Genomic DNA, 15,535 nt, shown 5'->3' on the forward strand with positions numbered 1-15,535 from the left:
AGTATGTAGCGAAACTTTGAGAAAAAGAGGGAAAATATTTTGGAAAAACAATCCATATACGGCTTGACGAATGAAGAGTTAACAAATTGGTTTTTAGAAAACGGTGAGAAAAAATTCCGAGCTGCCCAAGTTTGGGAATGGTTGTATCAAAAGCGTGTCAGTGATTTTTCAGAAATGACGAACCTGTCCAAACAGCTGATCCAGAAACTGTCTGATCATTTTGTGATCAATCCTTTGAAGCAGATGGTGGTTCAAGAAGCTGCTGACGGGACAGTGAAATATCTGTTCGAATTACCTGACAAGAACATGATCGAAACGGTTTTGATGAGACAGGAATACGGGTTATCAGTTTGTGTGACGACACAAGTAGGATGTAACATCGGCTGTACTTTCTGTGCGAGTGGTTTATTGAAGAAAAACCGTGATCTGACCGCAGGCGAGATCGTGGCGCAAATCATGATGGTCCAGCATTATTTCGACGAACGAGGTCTAGGAGAGCGAGTTTCTCACGTCGTTGTGATGGGGATCGGCGAACCATTTGACAACTATGATAATGTAATGAATTTTCTTCATATCATCAACGATGCAAAGGGATTGGCAATCGGCGCACGTCACATCACCGTGTCAACAAGCGGTTTGGCACATAAAATCAAAGAATTCGCTAATAACGGATTACAAGTGAACTTGGCGATTTCTTTACATGCACCGAATAATGACGTTCGAACATCGATCATGCGGATCAACCGCAGTTTCCCGATCGAAAAACTGATGGAAGCAGTAGATGAATATCTGGAAAAGACAAATCGAAGAATCACCTTCGAATATATCATGCTGAACCAGGTGAATGACCGGCCGGAACATGCACAGCAATTAGCAGATCTCTTGAAAGATAAGAAGAAGCTTGCTTATGTGAATTTGATTCCTTACAATCCAGTGAGTGAACATGACCAGTATTCCCGCAGTCCCAAAGCCGATGTACTGAAATTCTATGATGTATTGAAGAAAAACGGCGTGAATTGCGTTATACGAAAAGAACACGGAACGGATATTGACGCAGCGTGCGGTCAGCTGCGGAGCAAACAGATGAAAAAAGAAAAAGCAGCAAGATAAAAAGGGGGGTGTGACAATAATGTTGTCACATGTCCCTTTTTTACTGCTTGATGCAGGGCAGCTTTTTCACAACCTTTTTTAAGCATTATTTTTTCGCTTTTTTCCCCCAGACTGTTAGAATAAGCAGGAATGGAGGGAAACAGATGATTATCAGTGAATTCGATCGCAACAATCCAGTTTTGAAAGATCAGCTTGCTGACTTATTGAGGTTGACTTGGCCAGAGGAATACAGTGAAGATTCTTTAAAAGCAGTTGAAGAGCTGATGAAGCCTGAACGTGTGGCTGTTTCTGCAATTGATGGGGATCAGCTTCTAGGGTTTGTCGGAGCGATTCCGCAATACGGAGTGACTGGCTGGGAGCTTCATCCTTTAGTTGTCGAAAGCTCTCGTCGAAAAAATAAAATCGGGACTCGTCTTGTGGACTATCTGGAAAAAGAAGTAGCTTCAAGAGGTGGGATCACCTTATACTTAGGCGCAGACGACTTGGATCATGCGACAACATTAAGTCAAGCAGATCTATTTGAACATACATTTGACAAAGTAGAGGCAGTCAAAAATCTGAAAGAGCACCCTTATGAGTTTTATGAGAAATTGGGGTATAAGATCGTGGGTGTGATCCCGAATGCGAACGGTTGGGACAAACCGGACATTTGGATGGCTAAAGGAATCGTTTCCCGGCCGGAACAAATTGAATAAGGGGATTGATTCACAGGGTGAGTAAAGAGCATCTAATCATCCTTTTCTAGAATAAACCTGAAGAACTGTTCGTATGAACGGTTCTTCAGGTTTATTATTTTATTTTCTTTATTTGTGAAAGAAAATCCTTATTAAATAAAGAATTTTCAGAAAAAAGTACGTAACAATTCACGAAAAAAGCATTATTTTTTGGAAAAAGAGAAAAAAAGTGTTGCTTTTTTAATAATTATTCATTAAACTCTTATACAACTTCAGAAAATATTAATTATTCTGAAAATTCCAATAAAGGGGTACAGAAAATGAAAAAGAAGATGACATTTGGTTTGGTTGCAGTATGCGGCCTTGTACTTGCCGGTTGTTATGGCGGTAGTTCAGCAACAAGTAACAGTAGTTCTGCAAGTAGCGGTTCAGCAGATGGAGGTGGCGTATTCAATCTAGTTGTACCTCAAGAAATGCCGACAGCTGATCTGTCTGTAGCAACCGATACCATCAGTTTCACCGCATTGAATAACGTATATGAAGGGATCTATCGTCTGGATGAAGACAGCAAGCCTCAACCTGCAGGCGCAAGTGAGATGGCTGAAGTCAGTGAAGATGGATTAACCTATAAAGTCAAATTGAGAGAAGATGCCAAGTGGTCTAACGGCGAACCTGTGAAAGCGGCAGACTACGTATATGGCTGGCAGCGGACAGTTGATCCAGCTACAGCTTCGGAATATGCGTATCTTTTTGCTCCAGTCGTAAATGCAGAAGATATCACAGCTGGCAAGAAAGACAAATCAGAATTAGGGATCAAAGCAGTAGGCGACTACGAACTGGAAATCACGTTGAACAAACAAACTCCGTATTTCCAATACTTGCTTGCCTTTCCATCATTCTTCCCACAAAGTCAAGCTGTAGTTGAGAAGAATGGAGATGCATATGCTTCAGCAAGTGACAAAGCCGTCTACAATGGGCCATTCACATTAGAGGACTTTGACGGACCAGGAACAGATACAGAATGGACATACAAAAAGAACGATCACTATTGGGACAAAGACACAGTGAAACTCTCAGAAATCAAGGTCAGTGTCGTCAAAGAATCCTCTACTGCATTGAATCTGTTTAAAGACGGACAAGCAGACGATGTGATCTTATCAGGTGAACTTGCTCAGCAAAATGCCAATGATCCTGCGTATACTTCCGTGAAAGAAGCACGTACAAGTTACATCGAATTCAATCAGCGTGAAAAGGATTCGCCATTCAATAACGTGAATTTGAGAAAAGCAATCTCTTATTCGATCAACCGTGAAGCTTTAGTCAAACAAGTAATGGGTGACGGTTCAGTTGTTTCGACTGGTCTGATCCCGTCAGATATGTCAACGAATCCGGAAACGAATGAAGACTTCGCAAAAGAAGCTGGCGAATTGGTTTCCTACGACAAAGACAAAGCAAAAGAACACTGGGACAAAGCGAAAAAAGAATTGGGAATCGATTCATTGGAATTCGATCTGATGGCTTCCGATGATGATTCAACGAAGAAAGTGATCGAATATATCCAAAACTCGATCCAGGAAAATCTAGATGGTGTCAAGGTAAAACCTACACCAGTACCGTTCTCTGTACGTCTTGACCGCTCGACTTCTGGTGATTTCGATGCTGTATTAGGCGGATGGGGTGCAGACTATGCAGACCCAAGCAGCTTCACTGATCTGTTTGTTACAGGGAATTCTTATAACCGAGGCCAATGGAGCAATGAAGAATACGATAAAGCGGTAGCTGCGGCTGCTTCACAAGATGCTGGCGATGAAAAAGCACGATGGGATGATTTCCAAAAAGCGAACAAGATCATTGCTGATGACATGGGCGTCGTTCCAGTTTTCCAAAAGGCTGAAGGACACTTAGTCAATGAAAAAATCAAAGGGATCGTTCACCATGCGGCTGGCGCTTCTTGGGATTACAAGTGGACTTACGTAGAAGAATAAGCGCATGAGATGAGGATGAGAAAAAAGGGGCTTGACAAGATCTTTGTCACGCCCCATCTCATACTCAACGATTATAAAAAAGAAAGAAACATCAACACGATAGAAAGAACAAGCAAGATTCCGGCAATGATCAGCCAAAAGCTGTACATACCGTAGCTAGCAGACGAGAGTGAAGAAAATTCCGGTTTTTTCTTTCGGTTTCTTGTTCGGGCTAAATGGATCGATCGTTGAAAATGATCAAAGAAACCCGAAGAAAAGACCCATAAAAATCCGCCGATAATCAAAAACGGCAGCGCGCATAAAAATAAATCATTCGATAATTGGATCAGGGTGAATTGGTTAGTCAAACCGTTTTTCAGTAAAACGAGGAGAATCAACGCACCGGCAAATGTGTAAGGAAGAGAATTCTTTTTCATTATTTTGCTCCTTTATCTTTGGTTCTTTCATTAAATGTAGCGAAACATTTGTCAGAAGTCAAAAGCTAGGGGGAAACATTCGTGAATAGTTATATCAAATATGTATTGAAACGTGTCTTCTTTATGGTCATCACACTATGGTTAATTGCGACCATCACTTTTTTCTTGATGCAGTTATTACCAGGCACGCCTTATACCAATCAGGAAAGATTAAGTCCTGAAACGATCGAGATGCTGAACAAGCAAGTCGGTTTGGACAAGCCAGTAATCGTACAGTACGGGATTTATCTGTCAAACCTTCTTCAAGGAGATTTTGGTATTTCCTTCCAATTTAAAAACCAGCCAGTCGCAAACCTGCTTGCAGGAAGGGTTGGTCCTTCTTTACAGCTAGGATTGCAGGCGATTATTTTCGGAACAGTGATCGGGACGATCTTAGGAACGATTTCTGCCATGAAGCAAAACACATGGGCAGATACTTCTTCTACATTAGTAGCGATCTTGGGACGCTCTATCCCAAACTTTGTATTTGCGGTATTACTGCAATATATCTTTGCAATCAAATTACAAATGCTGCCTATTGCAAAATGGGATGGGTTCGCCTATACGATCTTGCCGACGATTGCGTTAGCCATGTCGCCGTTAGCAGATTCCGCACGATTCATCCGAACAGAAATGGTAGAAGTTTTACACAGTGATTATGTAGAATTAGCCAAAGCAAAAGGACTCAGCCGATGGGAGATCGCTTTCAAACATGGACTCCGAAATAGCTTGATTCCATTGATGACGCTGTTAGGGCCACTTGCTGTCGCATTGATGACAGGTTCACTTGTTGTTGAGAATATCTTTGCGATCCCAGGTATCGGCGAACAGTTTGTCAAATCGATCACTACCAATGATTATCCAACGATCATGGCAGTAACGATCCTTTATTCATTCATGCTGATCTTCGTGATCTTGGTAGTGGATTTACTGTACGGGTTAGTTGACCCGAGAATCCGTGTTTCAGAAGGGAGCCGAAGCTAGATGGAAATGATACCGAAACGTTATGAAACGATCGCAGAGATTCCAGCTGATGAGTTTCTGCCATTACAGAAGAATACGGAAGAAGAAAGAGAACAGATCACAGCTCCGTCTTTGAATTTTATCCAGGATTCATGGCGGCGCTTGAAGAAAAACAAAGCAGCAGTCATTTCGATGGTCTTACTGCTGATAATTATCTTTGTTTCGATTATCACGGTGTTTGTTTCACCACATGACCCCACTGCACAAAATGTAGCGTATATCAATCTGCCGCCTCGTATCCCTGGGATCAACATTGATGGTCTGAATGGGAAAGCCATGGTCGGCGGCGAATTAGTCGATAAATATGCCCAAGCGAATATCCCGGCAAATGTGAACTTCTTTTTAGGGACAGATGGTTTGGGACGAGATGTATTGAGCCGATTGTTCATGGGCACGAGGATCTCACTGCTGATCGCTTTCATCGCTGCTTTACTTGATGTGACGATTGGTGTTGCATATGGGCTGGTCTCCGGTTTATTAGGCGGACGGATCGACAATGCGATGCAGCGTTTTTTGGAAATCTTATCTGGTATCCCCAATTTAGTCGTCATGATCTTGATGCTAGTGGTATTTGAACCAGGGATCTTCTCGATCGTAGCTGCAATGGCGATCACGAACTGGATTCCCATGGCGCGGATCGTCCGTGCACAAACCTTGAAATTGAAAGATCAGGAATATGTATTAGCCGGGATGACCTTAGGTGAGTCGAAAATGAAGATTGCCTTCAAGCATATTTTACCGAACATCTCCAGTGTGATCATTATCCAAATGATGTTCAGTATCCCGTCAGCGATATTCTTTGAAGCCTTTTTGAGCTTTATCGGTCTGGGTCTGACCCCACCATCTGCTTCCCTTGGAACGATGCTGAGCGAAGGATACAAAACCTTCCTGTACTTGCCGTATCTTCTATGGATTCCGGCAGTGACTTTATCGGTCATCATGATCGGCTTCAATTTGCTGGCTGACGGTTTGCGTGATGCCTTTGATCCTAAAATGAAAGAGTGAGACTTATGACGAAAATTTTGGAAGTGAAAAATCTAGAAATCTCCTTTGATACGTATGCTGGAAAAGTCCGGGCGATTCGCGGTGTCAATTTTCATTTGAATAAAGGCGAAACATTAGCGATCGTAGGAGAATCCGGAAGTGGGAAGTCTGTCACGACAAGAAGTATCATGCGGCTGCTTTCAAGCAATGCCAACATCGATTCCGGTCAGATTTTATTCAAAGGAGAAGATATCGTTGGAAAAACGGAGCGGGAAATGCAAAAGATCCGCGGAAAAGAAATCGCAATGATTTTCCAAGACCCGATGACTTCTCTGGACCCAACGATGCCTATCGGTAAACAAGTAGCGGAGTCTCTTCGTAAACATAACAAAGTATCGAAAAAAGAGGGACAAAAGGCAGCGCTGGAACTGTTGAAATTAGTAGGAATCCCTGAAGCAGAAAAACGGATCAACAGTTATCCGCACCAGTTTTCAGGAGGACAACGGCAGCGGATCGTGATTGCGATCGCACTTGTTTGTTATCCAGAAATCCTGATTGCTGATGAACCTACGACCGCATTGGACGTAACGATCCAAGCACAGATTCTGGAATTACTGAAAGAGATCCAAACGAAAATCGACACTTCGATCATCTTTATCACCCATGATCTTGGCGTAGTAGCCAATGTGGCTGATCGTGTAGCTGTCATGTATGGCGGGAAGATCGTGGAGGTAGGAACCTCAGAAGAAATCTTTTATAATCCGCAGCATCCGTACACATGGGGATTACTGGGATCGATGCCGACATTGGATAGTGCCAGCGACCGGTTATATGCGATCCCAGGTTCTCCGCCTGACTTGTTGAATCCGCCAAAGGGTGACGCGTTTTATCCGCGAAATGAGTATGCGATGAAAATCGATGCGGAACAAGAACCGCCATTTTTTGAATTATCGAACACACATCAAGCAGCAACTTGGCTGCTTGCACCACAAGCGCCAAAAGTAACGCCACCAGAAGAGATCCAACGCCGCTGGGCTATTTTCAGAGAAAAACAACACCATATTTACAGCCAAGGGGGAATGATGGATGTCAAAGAAGCTACTCGAGGTTAAAGGTCTGAAACAATACTTTAATGTAGGGAAAAAGAATGAAGTCCATGCAGTGAATGATATCAGCTTCCATATCTATGAAGGCGAAACATTTGGCTTAGTAGGAGAATCCGGAAGCGGAAAATCGACAACGGGACGTACAATCATCCGATTGAATGAGCCAACAGCTGGCGAAATTTTATTCGACGGAAAAGACGTAACACAAATCAAAGGAAAACAAGAAATGACGAAATTCCGTCATGATGTCCAAATGATTTTTCAAGATCCATATGCTTCTTTGAATCCGCGTATGAAAGTTCGTGATATCATCGCAGAAGGAATCGATGTGAATGGGTTGGCAAAGACGCCGGAAGAACGTGCCAGAAAGGTAGACGAACTGTTGAAAACAGTAGGATTGAACCCCAGTCACGGGACGCGCTATCCGCATGAATTTTCCGGAGGACAGCGGCAGAGGATCGGGATTGCCCGAGCATTGGCAGTCAAACCTCGTTTCATCATCTGTGATGAGCCAATCTCAGCATTAGATGTTTCGATCCAGGCACAAGTCGTCAATCTGCTGCAGGATCTTCAGAAACAGCATCAGCTGACGTATCTGTTCATTGCGCATGACTTGTCGATGGTCAAACACATCAGTGACCGGATCGGCGTGATGCACAACGGACTTTTATTAGAGATGGGCACAAGTGACGAGATTTATAATCACGGGGTTCATCCTTATACCGAAAGTTTATTGTCTGCGATCCCTTTGCCTGATCCAGATCATGAAAGACAACGCCGACGTATCAAGTATCAGCCGGAGCCGGAAGATGGACAGGTACGGACGCTTCGAGAGATCGCACCAGAACATTTTGTTTATGCAACTGAACAAGAAGTTCCTTATTACGCGAAAAAATTGAAAAAACAAAAGGAAGCCATGCTCGTTGCAAACTAAGAAGTAAGTGGAGGTGAGTGATTATGCTAAAAGCCTTTAGATTCCGGATATACCCGTCAGAATGTCAGAAACAATGGCTGATCCGTAATTTCGGTTGTGTCCGTTTCACGTATAATCACTTATTGCACGCACGGCAAGTCTCTTATAAAAAAACAGGTGTCATCGACTATACGCTGACACCTGCTTCGTTAAAAAAAGAATATCTTTTTTTGAAAGAAGCAGACAGCTTGGCTTTAGCCAATGCACAATTGAATCTGGATCGTGCCTTTCGGAATTATTTCAAAGGGCGTGCAGGATTTCCCAAGCTGAAAAGCAAAAAGAACATGTGGCAATCCTATACGACAAATAATCAATCCCATACGATTTACCTGAAAGGCGATCGGTTAAAATTGCCGAAGCAAAAAGAATTGTTCAAAGTGGAGCTTCATCGGCCTGTGGAAGGGAAGATCCGTTCAGCGACCATTTCTGCCCGATACAATGAACAGTTTTATGTTTCTCTGCTCTGTGAGGTTCTGCCGGTGGATCGAACCGGTTCAAATAAAAGAATCGAAATCGCGTACGATCCTGAAAAGCTGGTCAAGACTTCTTTTCCTGTCCAGCTCCCAGTTCCTCCATTTAACCAAACCGCGAAAAGGCTTGAAATCGCAAAAAGAAAACTAGTTATCAAAGGAAAGTCGGCACAGCAGCGAAAAGAACCTGTGTATCGAGCCAAGAACTATCAAAAGCAAAAAAGAAAAGTGATGGATCTGTATCTAAAGCAAAAGTGTCAGAAAGAAGATTACTTGGAAAAGATATCTGGGCTATTTATCAGAGAATATGACTATTTGCTTGTCGAAGAGACACCGGTCCACTTAGCGTCCGCTGAATTTTCACTCCATGATTGGCATAAGCTACTGATGAAGCTCCAGTATAAAGCAAAGTGGTATAACAAGACGGTCTGTTTGATCGATCAGAAGGATTTCTCTTCTCATTTATTGGAAAGAAGCCAAAAAAGGGAACAGATCGGCAGATTGAGTGGTTTTTGAAAACAAAAAAACTGGTAGGAGCGCCAGGGATCGCCTTGTTCATAAAAAATGAATCCGTTTTTGTTTCTAGGAATTTTCTTTTTATAAGAAAAGCTCACTAATTATGATAAACCAAAAAAGGAATGACACAGGAAATCAGTATTGATTTCTTGTGTCATTCCTTTTTTCGGTTCATCAAGTTAACAGACATGATCCGTGCTTTAAGGATCGGAAGCTGAACGCCTCTGTCACAACCTTATTCATGATGTCCAGGCTTCAACTGATAGATCTTCGAAGGCCGACCGATTCCCACTGGCCGCTCGCCGATTTCATCGAAATACTGCAGCATCGCTTTTTTGAAATTCGAATGATCGATCGTTTTATAATCGATCCCTAAAAATTTGGCAAATACTTTCCGTGCTTCAGTGATCGTGAAATCTTTGCCTAGGACCTGCAGGACTTGTGGTTCATGTTCCATCTTATTGACCACCCGATTGAATGCTTTGAGTATGATCTCGCTATGGTCAAAAGCCAATGTGTCCTTTCCGGAAGATTCACCTGTCAGCAAATCAAGAGAAATTGCCACATCACCGCTCGACAGATTGATCTTGTTTCCATGACGTTCTAAAGTGAACCATTGGACTTCTTTTGCGTCATCTCCTGCGATCAGCGGTTCTTCGCCAATAAACGCCAAGTAGCTCACCGTCACCACCCAGCCGCGCGGATCACGGTTGGGGGTACTGAAAGTATGAAGCTGTTCAATGTTTTCCTGAGAAATGATCACGCCTGTCTCTTCTTGTGTTTCTCGCAAGACACTTTCTCCAGTAGATTCGTTTTTCTGAACAAACCCTCCAGGCAATGCCCATGAATTCCGATATGGATGTCCTTTTCGCTGGATCAGCAGCACTTTCAGCTGATCTTCTTCTTTGTTGTAGCACATCAGTACGATATCGACAGTCAAGGAGGGTTTGTCATATTCTGGACGTTCTTGTTTTTGGTACCAAGCAAGAAAATCTTCCTCACTTGCTTCGTGCTCGTAATATAATTTTTCTTCTTCTTTAGAAGCAAATTGTTTCATTTATGCCACCTCCACTGACTTTAAAAGTACTTTTTACCTTATTGTAGCAGACTCTGGAAAAAAACCAAGAATTTGCATGAAAAAGCGGTGCATTCACTTAGATATGGAACAAGAAAGGCAGAATCAAATTAAATAAGAAGAAAAGCAGATAAAACGGCAGGATTTTCAATCTTTCTTCACGGATGGCATAAAAACCGCAGATGATGATATACGCATCAATGGCAAACCGAAAAAGTCGAGCCGCCAGTAAAAAACTGCTTAAGCTGCCAGTCAAATTAAAATATCCGTACATTCTTACATAAAAATAGCTGAATAATAAATGTAGTAAAGAAAGCAGCGCGATACTGATCGTAAAAAACAAATGTTTCTTTTGCATGAGCATTCCAGTCCTTTTAATAAAATAGATAGTTCTCATTATAACATGTTTCCGATGAAAAAAATCAAGGAGTAGGCAATCAGTTTCAATCGTGAGATTCGAAAAAAAGCCAACAGCCAATCCGTTTTGTGGTATACTAGCAAGGAAACGAATTCGCATCATGCGATAAAGGAGGAAGAGCCCCGTGGCAGAAAAGGAAACTTTTTATATTACTACGCCAATCTATTATCCAAGTGGCAAATTGCATATCGGCAATTCTTACACAACGATTGCCTGTGATGCAGTTGCCCGTTACAAACGGTTGATGGGCTTTGACGTGTTTTATCTAACTGGGGTGGATGAACACGGTCAAAAAATCGAGAAAAAAGCAGAAGAACTAGGTGTCAAACCTCAAGAATACGTAGATAAGATGGCCGCAGATGTCAAAAAACTGTGGAAAACGCTTGATATCAGCTATGATAAATTCATCCGTACAACAGATGATTATCATAAAGCCGCTGTTCAAAAAATCTTTGATCGCTTATTAGAACAAGGTGATATCTATTTAGGCGAATATGAAGGCTGGTACTCCGTTTCTGATGAAGAATTCTTTACAGAAACACAATTAGCAGAAGTGTATAAAGATGATGAAGGCAATGTCATTGGCGGGAAAGCGCCAAGCGGACACGAGGTAGAATTGGTCAAAGAAGAGTCATACTTCTTCCGTATGAGTAAATACGCTGATCGTCTGCTGGAATATTACGAAGAACACCCGGAATTCATCCAGCCAGAATCACGTAAAAATGAAATGATCAATAACTTCATCAAGCCAGGATTAGAAGATCTTGCTGTTTCAAGAACGACTTTCAGTTGGGGGATCCCAGTGAGAAATGATCCGAAACACGTAGTATATGTCTGGATCGATGCATTGTCGAACTATATCACAGCTTTAGGCTATGGCTCAGAAGATGACCAGCTTTTCCAAAAATACTGGCCGGCAGACGTCCATATGGTAGGAAAAGAAATCGTTCGTTTCCACACGATCTATTGGCCGATCATGCTGATGGCTTTGGACTTGCCTTTGCCTAAGAAAGTATTTGGACATGGCTGGCTATTGATGAAAGACGGAAAAATGTCTAAATCAAAAGGCAACGTCGTTTATCCTGAAATGTTAGTCGAACGTTATGGATTAGATGCCCTTCGTTACTATTTGCTTCGTGCGGTGCCATTTGGGTCAGACGGTGTGTTCACCCCTGAAGATTTTGTCTCACGCGTGAATTACGACTTAGCAAACGATCTGGGGAACCTGTTGAATCGTACGATTGCGATGATCAATAAATATTGCGAAGGAATCGTGCCTGATTATGCTTCATTAGTGACACCATTTGACAGCGAATTGTCAACTACAGCTGCAAACGTCGTAGGTCGTTATCATGATGCAATGGAAAAAATGGAGTTCAATACAGCTTTAGCTGAAATCTGGGTATTGATTTCCCGTGCGAATAAATATATCGATGAAACAGAACCATGGGTATTGGCAAAAGACGAAGAGAAGAAAAAAGAATTGGATAGCGTGATGATCCATCTAGCGGAATCATTGCGTATTGCAGCCATCTTGCTTCAGCCGATCATGACTGAAACACCAGTGAAGATCTTCTCTCAACTAGGTTTGGACCCAGAGACCATGAACCTTGAAGGACTGCATTTTGGCGAGTTTCCATCTGGAACGAAAGTCGCTGCAAAAGGGACACCGATCTTCCCGCGTTTAGATATGGAAGAAGAAGTGGCTTATATCCAAATGAAAATGTCTGAAGGCACACAAACCAATGAGGACACTGTCAAATGGGACCCAGAAGAAACAGAACTTGTTTCTACCAAAGAAAAACAGATCAAGTTCGACGTCTTTGAAAAAGTGGAATTAAAAGTCGCAGAAGTCATCAATTGCCAAAAAGTGGAAGGTGCAGACAAACTGCTGCAGTTCCGCTTAGATGCTGGTGACAGCCAAGATCGTCAAATCTTGTCTGGAATCGCTGAATTCTATCCTGACCCAAGTGAGTTGATCGGGAAAAAAGTAGTGATCGTCGCAAATCTGAAGCCACGCAAAATGCGCGGACAGATCAGTCAGGGAATGATCCTTTCAGCCGAAGCACCAGACGGCTCTCTGCAAGTCATCGAAGCACCAAAATCCATGCCAAATGGCTCAGAGATCGCATAAAATCGAAAGAAAGGGATTGTGACAAAAGTCTTGTCACAGTCCCTTTTTTCGAATAAATGGTGTTCCAACTGCTGCTTCTCGGCAATAAGTTCACTGAACAAGAAAATATGAGGAGATATTTTCTGTTCAGTATCCTTATTCCTTAAAGCAGAACGCAGTTGTCACAACCTCTTTTTGATTCCTGTCAATTGCCCCAGTGAGGATTATGGAAGCCAATCATATAATAAAGACACATATAACTATATAAAATGTATCCTAGAAAAAGGAGTACGACCTTTATCCAACGAGGAAATCTATAGCTTCCTAAAAACAAAAGAAAAAGCGGCTGTGAATAGTTGAATAAAATATTTGTGACCCTTTCACTTGTCTGCCAATTAAGAAAAAGGCTGATAGGGATCGTAAAGACAGAAAGAAGCAGCATAATGAGAAGTGGACGAGCGGTTTTTAAGTGATTCATCTGGTACTCCTTTTTATTTATTCAAAAGATCACACTGTTGCTTGAGTCGTGCTGTTTATATTATTAATAGGAAAGTGTGCACTAACAGTCATACGCGCTCCACCAGCAGATCGTCCTCTATTGATCCATAGCTTTATATCTCCAGCTCCTTGGTCTAACCTAGAAGCCAATAAACTAGATCCAAAAAATCCAACTACAGCACCTAAAACACCACCAATCATTGCTCCATATAAAATTCCGTTTAATCTAAACCCCATAGCATTCAATCCTAAAGAATTTCTAACATTCGCTAAGCCATTCCTTGAAGTTGCATAGACATTGTATCCACCATTTACAAGTCTTTCGGACCAACCAGAACCAGATCGAGTTGTATAAGTAACTTCAGCTCCATCATATTTCAACATAATATTTGTCATTATTTCTTCAGATGATACCGTTTTTGATTGCATAGCAATTCTAAAATTCGCACTATTTAGTTCTTTATCCAATGCTAACATCTTTTCGTTAACTTCAACTTTAGTTATTTCTAACTCACTGACCGGTGTGGCTACTTCACTAGCATAGGTTAAAGGAGTAAAAAAATAATTCAGTGTTAAAAAGAATATAATTGTACAAATGTTGACTGCTTTTTTCAAATAACTCTCCATCCTTTCGTTTTCACAAAACTTAAAATCTTAACAATAAAAATTCGTCAACCTCCTTTCTACTGTCATGTTCTACTAAAAGTAGAGATTTTAAAAGAACCAATTTGTTTACATAGCGTTTACATCTGCCGTAGCGTTACTTGCGCTACCTTGGATCTCCATCATTTATTTTAAAAATATTGTTATTAAATAGGTTTTTCAAATCATTATATGTATAATTTAAAATAAAAAGGAGAAGTGCCAATGAGTTTAGGACAGCGACTTAAGTTCATCCGAGAAAGAGAAAATTATTCACAAAGAGAAATCGCAGAAAAATTAGGCATCTCTAGGCAATCCATATCAAAATGGGAAAACGATCGTGGGTTCCCTGACTATGATAATTTATTAAAACTCAGTAGTTTGTTGAATGTCTCGATTGCTGAATTATTGGAGAATGAAACACTTCCTCGAACAAAAAAATTAATATCAGAAGTATGTGACAAGGAAAGAACGATGACAATAGAAGTTTCTAATGGAAAAAAAATCTTGATTGAAGATTGCCAGATTCTTCTATTTTTATCCGTGCTAAGCTGCGTCGTATTTCCTACTGGATTTATTGTTGTACCTTACGTCTTACATGAAATCGAAAGGATAGATCGGTACTATGGATTAACTGTGTTGATTTGTGTTGGTTCTTTACTGGTCAATTTATATTATGCTTATTTTCACGTTACTTTTTTCTTAGATCTTATTCTCTTATAAAGAATAATAAAAACAATCGCCGTAGAATTGGCGATTGTTCTCTTCTTTGACACATAAAAGCTGGTCAATTGTTTTTATGATATACCTTTAGTTTCGTTTTCAACCGACTTGGTAGAAGTGCTGTGAGTAGAGCAAACGGAATGGAAAAAACGTACCAGAAAATCGTTCGTCCAATACCATAACGCTGATACAGTTTCGTCAGCATCACATGAAGCAAGACCAAACCTAACAGCAATGCCCCAGCAGAAAACCAGACATTATCCCAATGAACGAACTGACGAAGGATCATCACGCCTACCGGATAAAAGTAAAAATAGATTCCAACTAACGTCATCCGCCAATTCTTGGTAAATGTTCCGATATTCAGCAAAAAGAATATAGCAGAAAGCAAAATCCCAATCGGCGGGAAAAGTCCTACTAGAAAGGAATAGAGCATCCCCCAGAAAATCATGACAGGACCTTTGATCACTGCGACAACTGCGATAAAAAGTGTGACTAAGATCAGCTGTTGAGAAAAAGTCGCAACAGTGAGTAAACCAAATAAAATCAGCGTCAGCCAGTGCCAGCGGGATTGCTGCTGCTCTTTGCGGGAGATATCGACTCGTTTCGTCAATAAATCGGCTAATTTTGGATAATTATGTTTGAAATCCATAGAGAAAATCCTCCTTATTGTAAAGGCTTAGTCCTATTCTACGCAATCAAAGACAAGAAAACATCCGTCTTAAGAGGGATATTTTCGCTAAAAATTTCTGAAAATAATGGTAAATCAA

The 15,535-nt window shown here is 41.3% G+C and carries 15 protein-coding genes; 10 read left to right on the forward strand and 5 right to left on the reverse strand.

Going from position 1 to position 15,535, the window contains the following annotated elements; translation table 11 throughout:
• Positions 1–39 precede the first annotated feature (39 nt).
• The 3 genes from rlmN to G7Y42_RS09220 all read left to right on the forward strand — a co-directional run bounded on the left by rlmN (position 40) and on the right by G7Y42_RS09220 (position 3,769).
• Complete coding sequence (rlmN, locus tag G7Y42_RS09210; RefSeq protein WP_165038158.1) at positions 40–1,110, forward strand: 23S rRNA (adenine(2503)-C(2))-methyltransferase RlmN; 1,071 nt, start codon at positions 40–42, stop codon at positions 1,108–1,110.
• Between the two features lie 143 nt (positions 1,111–1,253).
• The gene (gene aac(6'), locus G7Y42_RS09215) at positions 1,254–1,805 is read left to right on the forward strand and encodes an aminoglycoside N-acetyltransferase AAC(6')-Ii (RefSeq protein WP_165038160.1); all 552 of its coding nucleotides are present in this window, start codon (positions 1,254–1,256) and stop codon (positions 1,803–1,805) included.
• Between the two features lie 299 nt (positions 1,806–2,104).
• The gene (locus G7Y42_RS09220) at positions 2,105–3,769 is read left to right on the forward strand and encodes a peptide ABC transporter substrate-binding protein (RefSeq protein ID WP_165038162.1); all 1,665 of its coding nucleotides are present in this window, start codon (positions 2,105–2,107) and stop codon (positions 3,767–3,769) included.
• A gap of 71 nt (positions 3,770–3,840) precedes the next feature.
• Here the strand turns inward: G7Y42_RS09220 and G7Y42_RS09225 are convergent, their stop codons facing one another.
• A complete protein-coding gene (locus tag G7Y42_RS09225; RefSeq protein WP_165038164.1) occupies positions 3,841–4,185 on the reverse strand; it encodes a DUF3899 domain-containing protein in 345 nt (114 codons plus the stop codon).
• Between the two features lie 81 nt (positions 4,186–4,266).
• Here G7Y42_RS09225 and opp3b point away from each other — a divergent pair, with 81 nt between their 5' ends.
• From opp3b to G7Y42_RS09250, 5 genes are read left to right on the forward strand one after another with little or no spacing between them, the layout of a single operon-like run.
• Positions 4,267–5,208, forward strand: a complete 942-nt coding sequence (opp3b, locus tag G7Y42_RS09230; protein WP_165005552.1) for an oligopeptide ABC transporter permease — start codon at positions 4,267–4,269, stop codon at positions 5,206–5,208.
• Complete coding sequence (locus G7Y42_RS09235) at positions 5,209–6,252, forward strand: ABC transporter permease (protein WP_165038167.1); 1,044 nt, start codon at positions 5,209–5,211, stop codon at positions 6,250–6,252.
• A 5-nt stretch (positions 6,253–6,257) separates the two neighbouring features.
• Entirely contained in the window at positions 6,258–7,343 is a 1,086-nt protein-coding gene (locus G7Y42_RS09240) for an ABC transporter ATP-binding protein (protein WP_165038169.1), read from the forward strand.
• The gene (locus tag G7Y42_RS09245; protein ID WP_165038171.1) at positions 7,318–8,271 is read left to right on the forward strand and encodes an ATP-binding cassette domain-containing protein; all 954 of its coding nucleotides are present in this window, start codon (positions 7,318–7,320) and stop codon (positions 8,269–8,271) included. The genes G7Y42_RS09240 and G7Y42_RS09245 overlap by 26 nt, the downstream gene beginning before the upstream one ends.
• Positions 8,272–8,294: 23 nt before the next feature.
• The gene (locus tag G7Y42_RS09250) at positions 8,295–9,296 is read left to right on the forward strand and encodes an RNA-guided endonuclease TnpB family protein (RefSeq protein WP_165038173.1); all 1,002 of its coding nucleotides are present in this window, start codon (positions 8,295–8,297) and stop codon (positions 9,294–9,296) included.
• A 235-nt stretch (positions 9,297–9,531) separates the two neighbouring features.
• Here the strand turns inward: G7Y42_RS09250 and G7Y42_RS09255 are convergent, their stop codons facing one another.
• Together G7Y42_RS09255 and G7Y42_RS09260 are read right to left on the reverse strand one after the other, a co-directional pair.
• The gene (locus tag G7Y42_RS09255; protein ID WP_165005557.1) at positions 9,532–10,353 is read right to left on the reverse strand and encodes an NUDIX hydrolase; all 822 of its coding nucleotides are present in this window, start codon (positions 10,351–10,353) and stop codon (positions 9,532–9,534) included.
• A 97-nt stretch (positions 10,354–10,450) separates the two neighbouring features.
• Positions 10,451–10,729 carry a hypothetical protein gene (locus tag G7Y42_RS09260; RefSeq protein WP_165038175.1) on the reverse strand — a complete coding sequence of 93 codons (279 nt, stop codon included), beginning with the start codon at positions 10,727–10,729 and terminating at the stop codon, positions 10,451–10,453.
• Positions 10,730–10,913: 184 nt separating this feature from the next.
• Between G7Y42_RS09260 and metG the strand changes: the two genes are divergently transcribed.
• Positions 10,914–12,923, forward strand: coding sequence for a methionine--tRNA ligase (gene metG / locus G7Y42_RS09265; RefSeq protein WP_165038178.1), 2,010 nt, complete (start codon positions 10,914–10,916; stop codon positions 12,921–12,923).
• Positions 12,924–13,409: 486 nt separating this feature from the next.
• Here metG and G7Y42_RS09270 read toward each other — a convergent pair whose 3' ends face one another.
• A complete protein-coding gene (locus G7Y42_RS09270) occupies positions 13,410–14,015 on the reverse strand; it encodes a glycine zipper family protein (protein WP_165005560.1) in 606 nt (201 codons plus the stop codon).
• 252 nt (positions 14,016–14,267) lie between these two features.
• Here G7Y42_RS09270 and G7Y42_RS09275 point away from each other — a divergent pair, with 252 nt between their 5' ends.
• Positions 14,268–14,765, forward strand: a complete 498-nt coding sequence (locus G7Y42_RS09275; RefSeq protein WP_165005561.1) for a helix-turn-helix transcriptional regulator — start codon at positions 14,268–14,270, stop codon at positions 14,763–14,765.
• Between the two features lie 64 nt (positions 14,766–14,829).
• On the opposite strand, the gene G7Y42_RS09280 is transcribed toward G7Y42_RS09275, so the two are convergent.
• Positions 14,830–15,417, reverse strand: coding sequence for a hypothetical protein (locus G7Y42_RS09280; protein WP_165005562.1), 588 nt, complete (start codon positions 15,415–15,417; stop codon positions 14,830–14,832).
• Positions 15,418–15,535 lie beyond the last annotated feature (118 nt).

Source organism: Enterococcus sp. ZJ1622 (genome assembly GCF_011038845.1).
GTDB lineage: Bacteria > Bacillota > Bacilli > Lactobacillales > Enterococcaceae > Enterococcus_B.

Bases quoted from the DNA above. Each gene is read 5' to 3' on its own strand.
- G7Y42_RS09220 (WP_165038162.1), top strand. From the start codon at position 2,105: ATGAAAAAGAAGATGACATTTGGTTTGGTTGCAGTATGCGGCCTTGTA.
- G7Y42_RS09225 (WP_165038164.1), bottom strand. From the start codon at position 4,185: ATGAAAAAGAATTCTCTTCCTTACACATTTGCCGGTGCGTTGATTCTC.
- G7Y42_RS09235 (WP_165038167.1), top strand. From the start codon at position 5,209: ATGGAAATGATACCGAAACGTTATGAAACGATCGCAGAGATTCCAGCT.
- G7Y42_RS09240 (WP_165038169.1), top strand. From the start codon at position 6,258: ATGACGAAAATTTTGGAAGTGAAAAATCTAGAAATCTCCTTTGATACG.
- G7Y42_RS09245 (WP_165038171.1), top strand. From the start codon at position 7,318: ATGTCAAAGAAGCTACTCGAGGTTAAAGGTCTGAAACAATACTTTAAT.
- G7Y42_RS09250 (WP_165038173.1), top strand. From the start codon at position 8,295: ATGCTAAAAGCCTTTAGATTCCGGATATACCCGTCAGAATGTCAGAAA.
- G7Y42_RS09255 (WP_165005557.1), bottom strand. From the start codon at position 10,353: ATGAAACAATTTGCTTCTAAAGAAGAAGAAAAATTATATTACGAGCAC.
- G7Y42_RS09260 (WP_165038175.1), bottom strand. From the start codon at position 10,729: ATGCAAAAGAAACATTTGTTTTTTACGATCAGTATCGCGCTGCTTTCT.
- G7Y42_RS09275 (WP_165005561.1), top strand. From the start codon at position 14,268: ATGAGTTTAGGACAGCGACTTAAGTTCATCCGAGAAAGAGAAAATTAT.
- G7Y42_RS09280 (WP_165005562.1), bottom strand. From the start codon at position 15,417: ATGGATTTCAAACATAATTATCCAAAATTAGCCGATTTATTGACGAAA.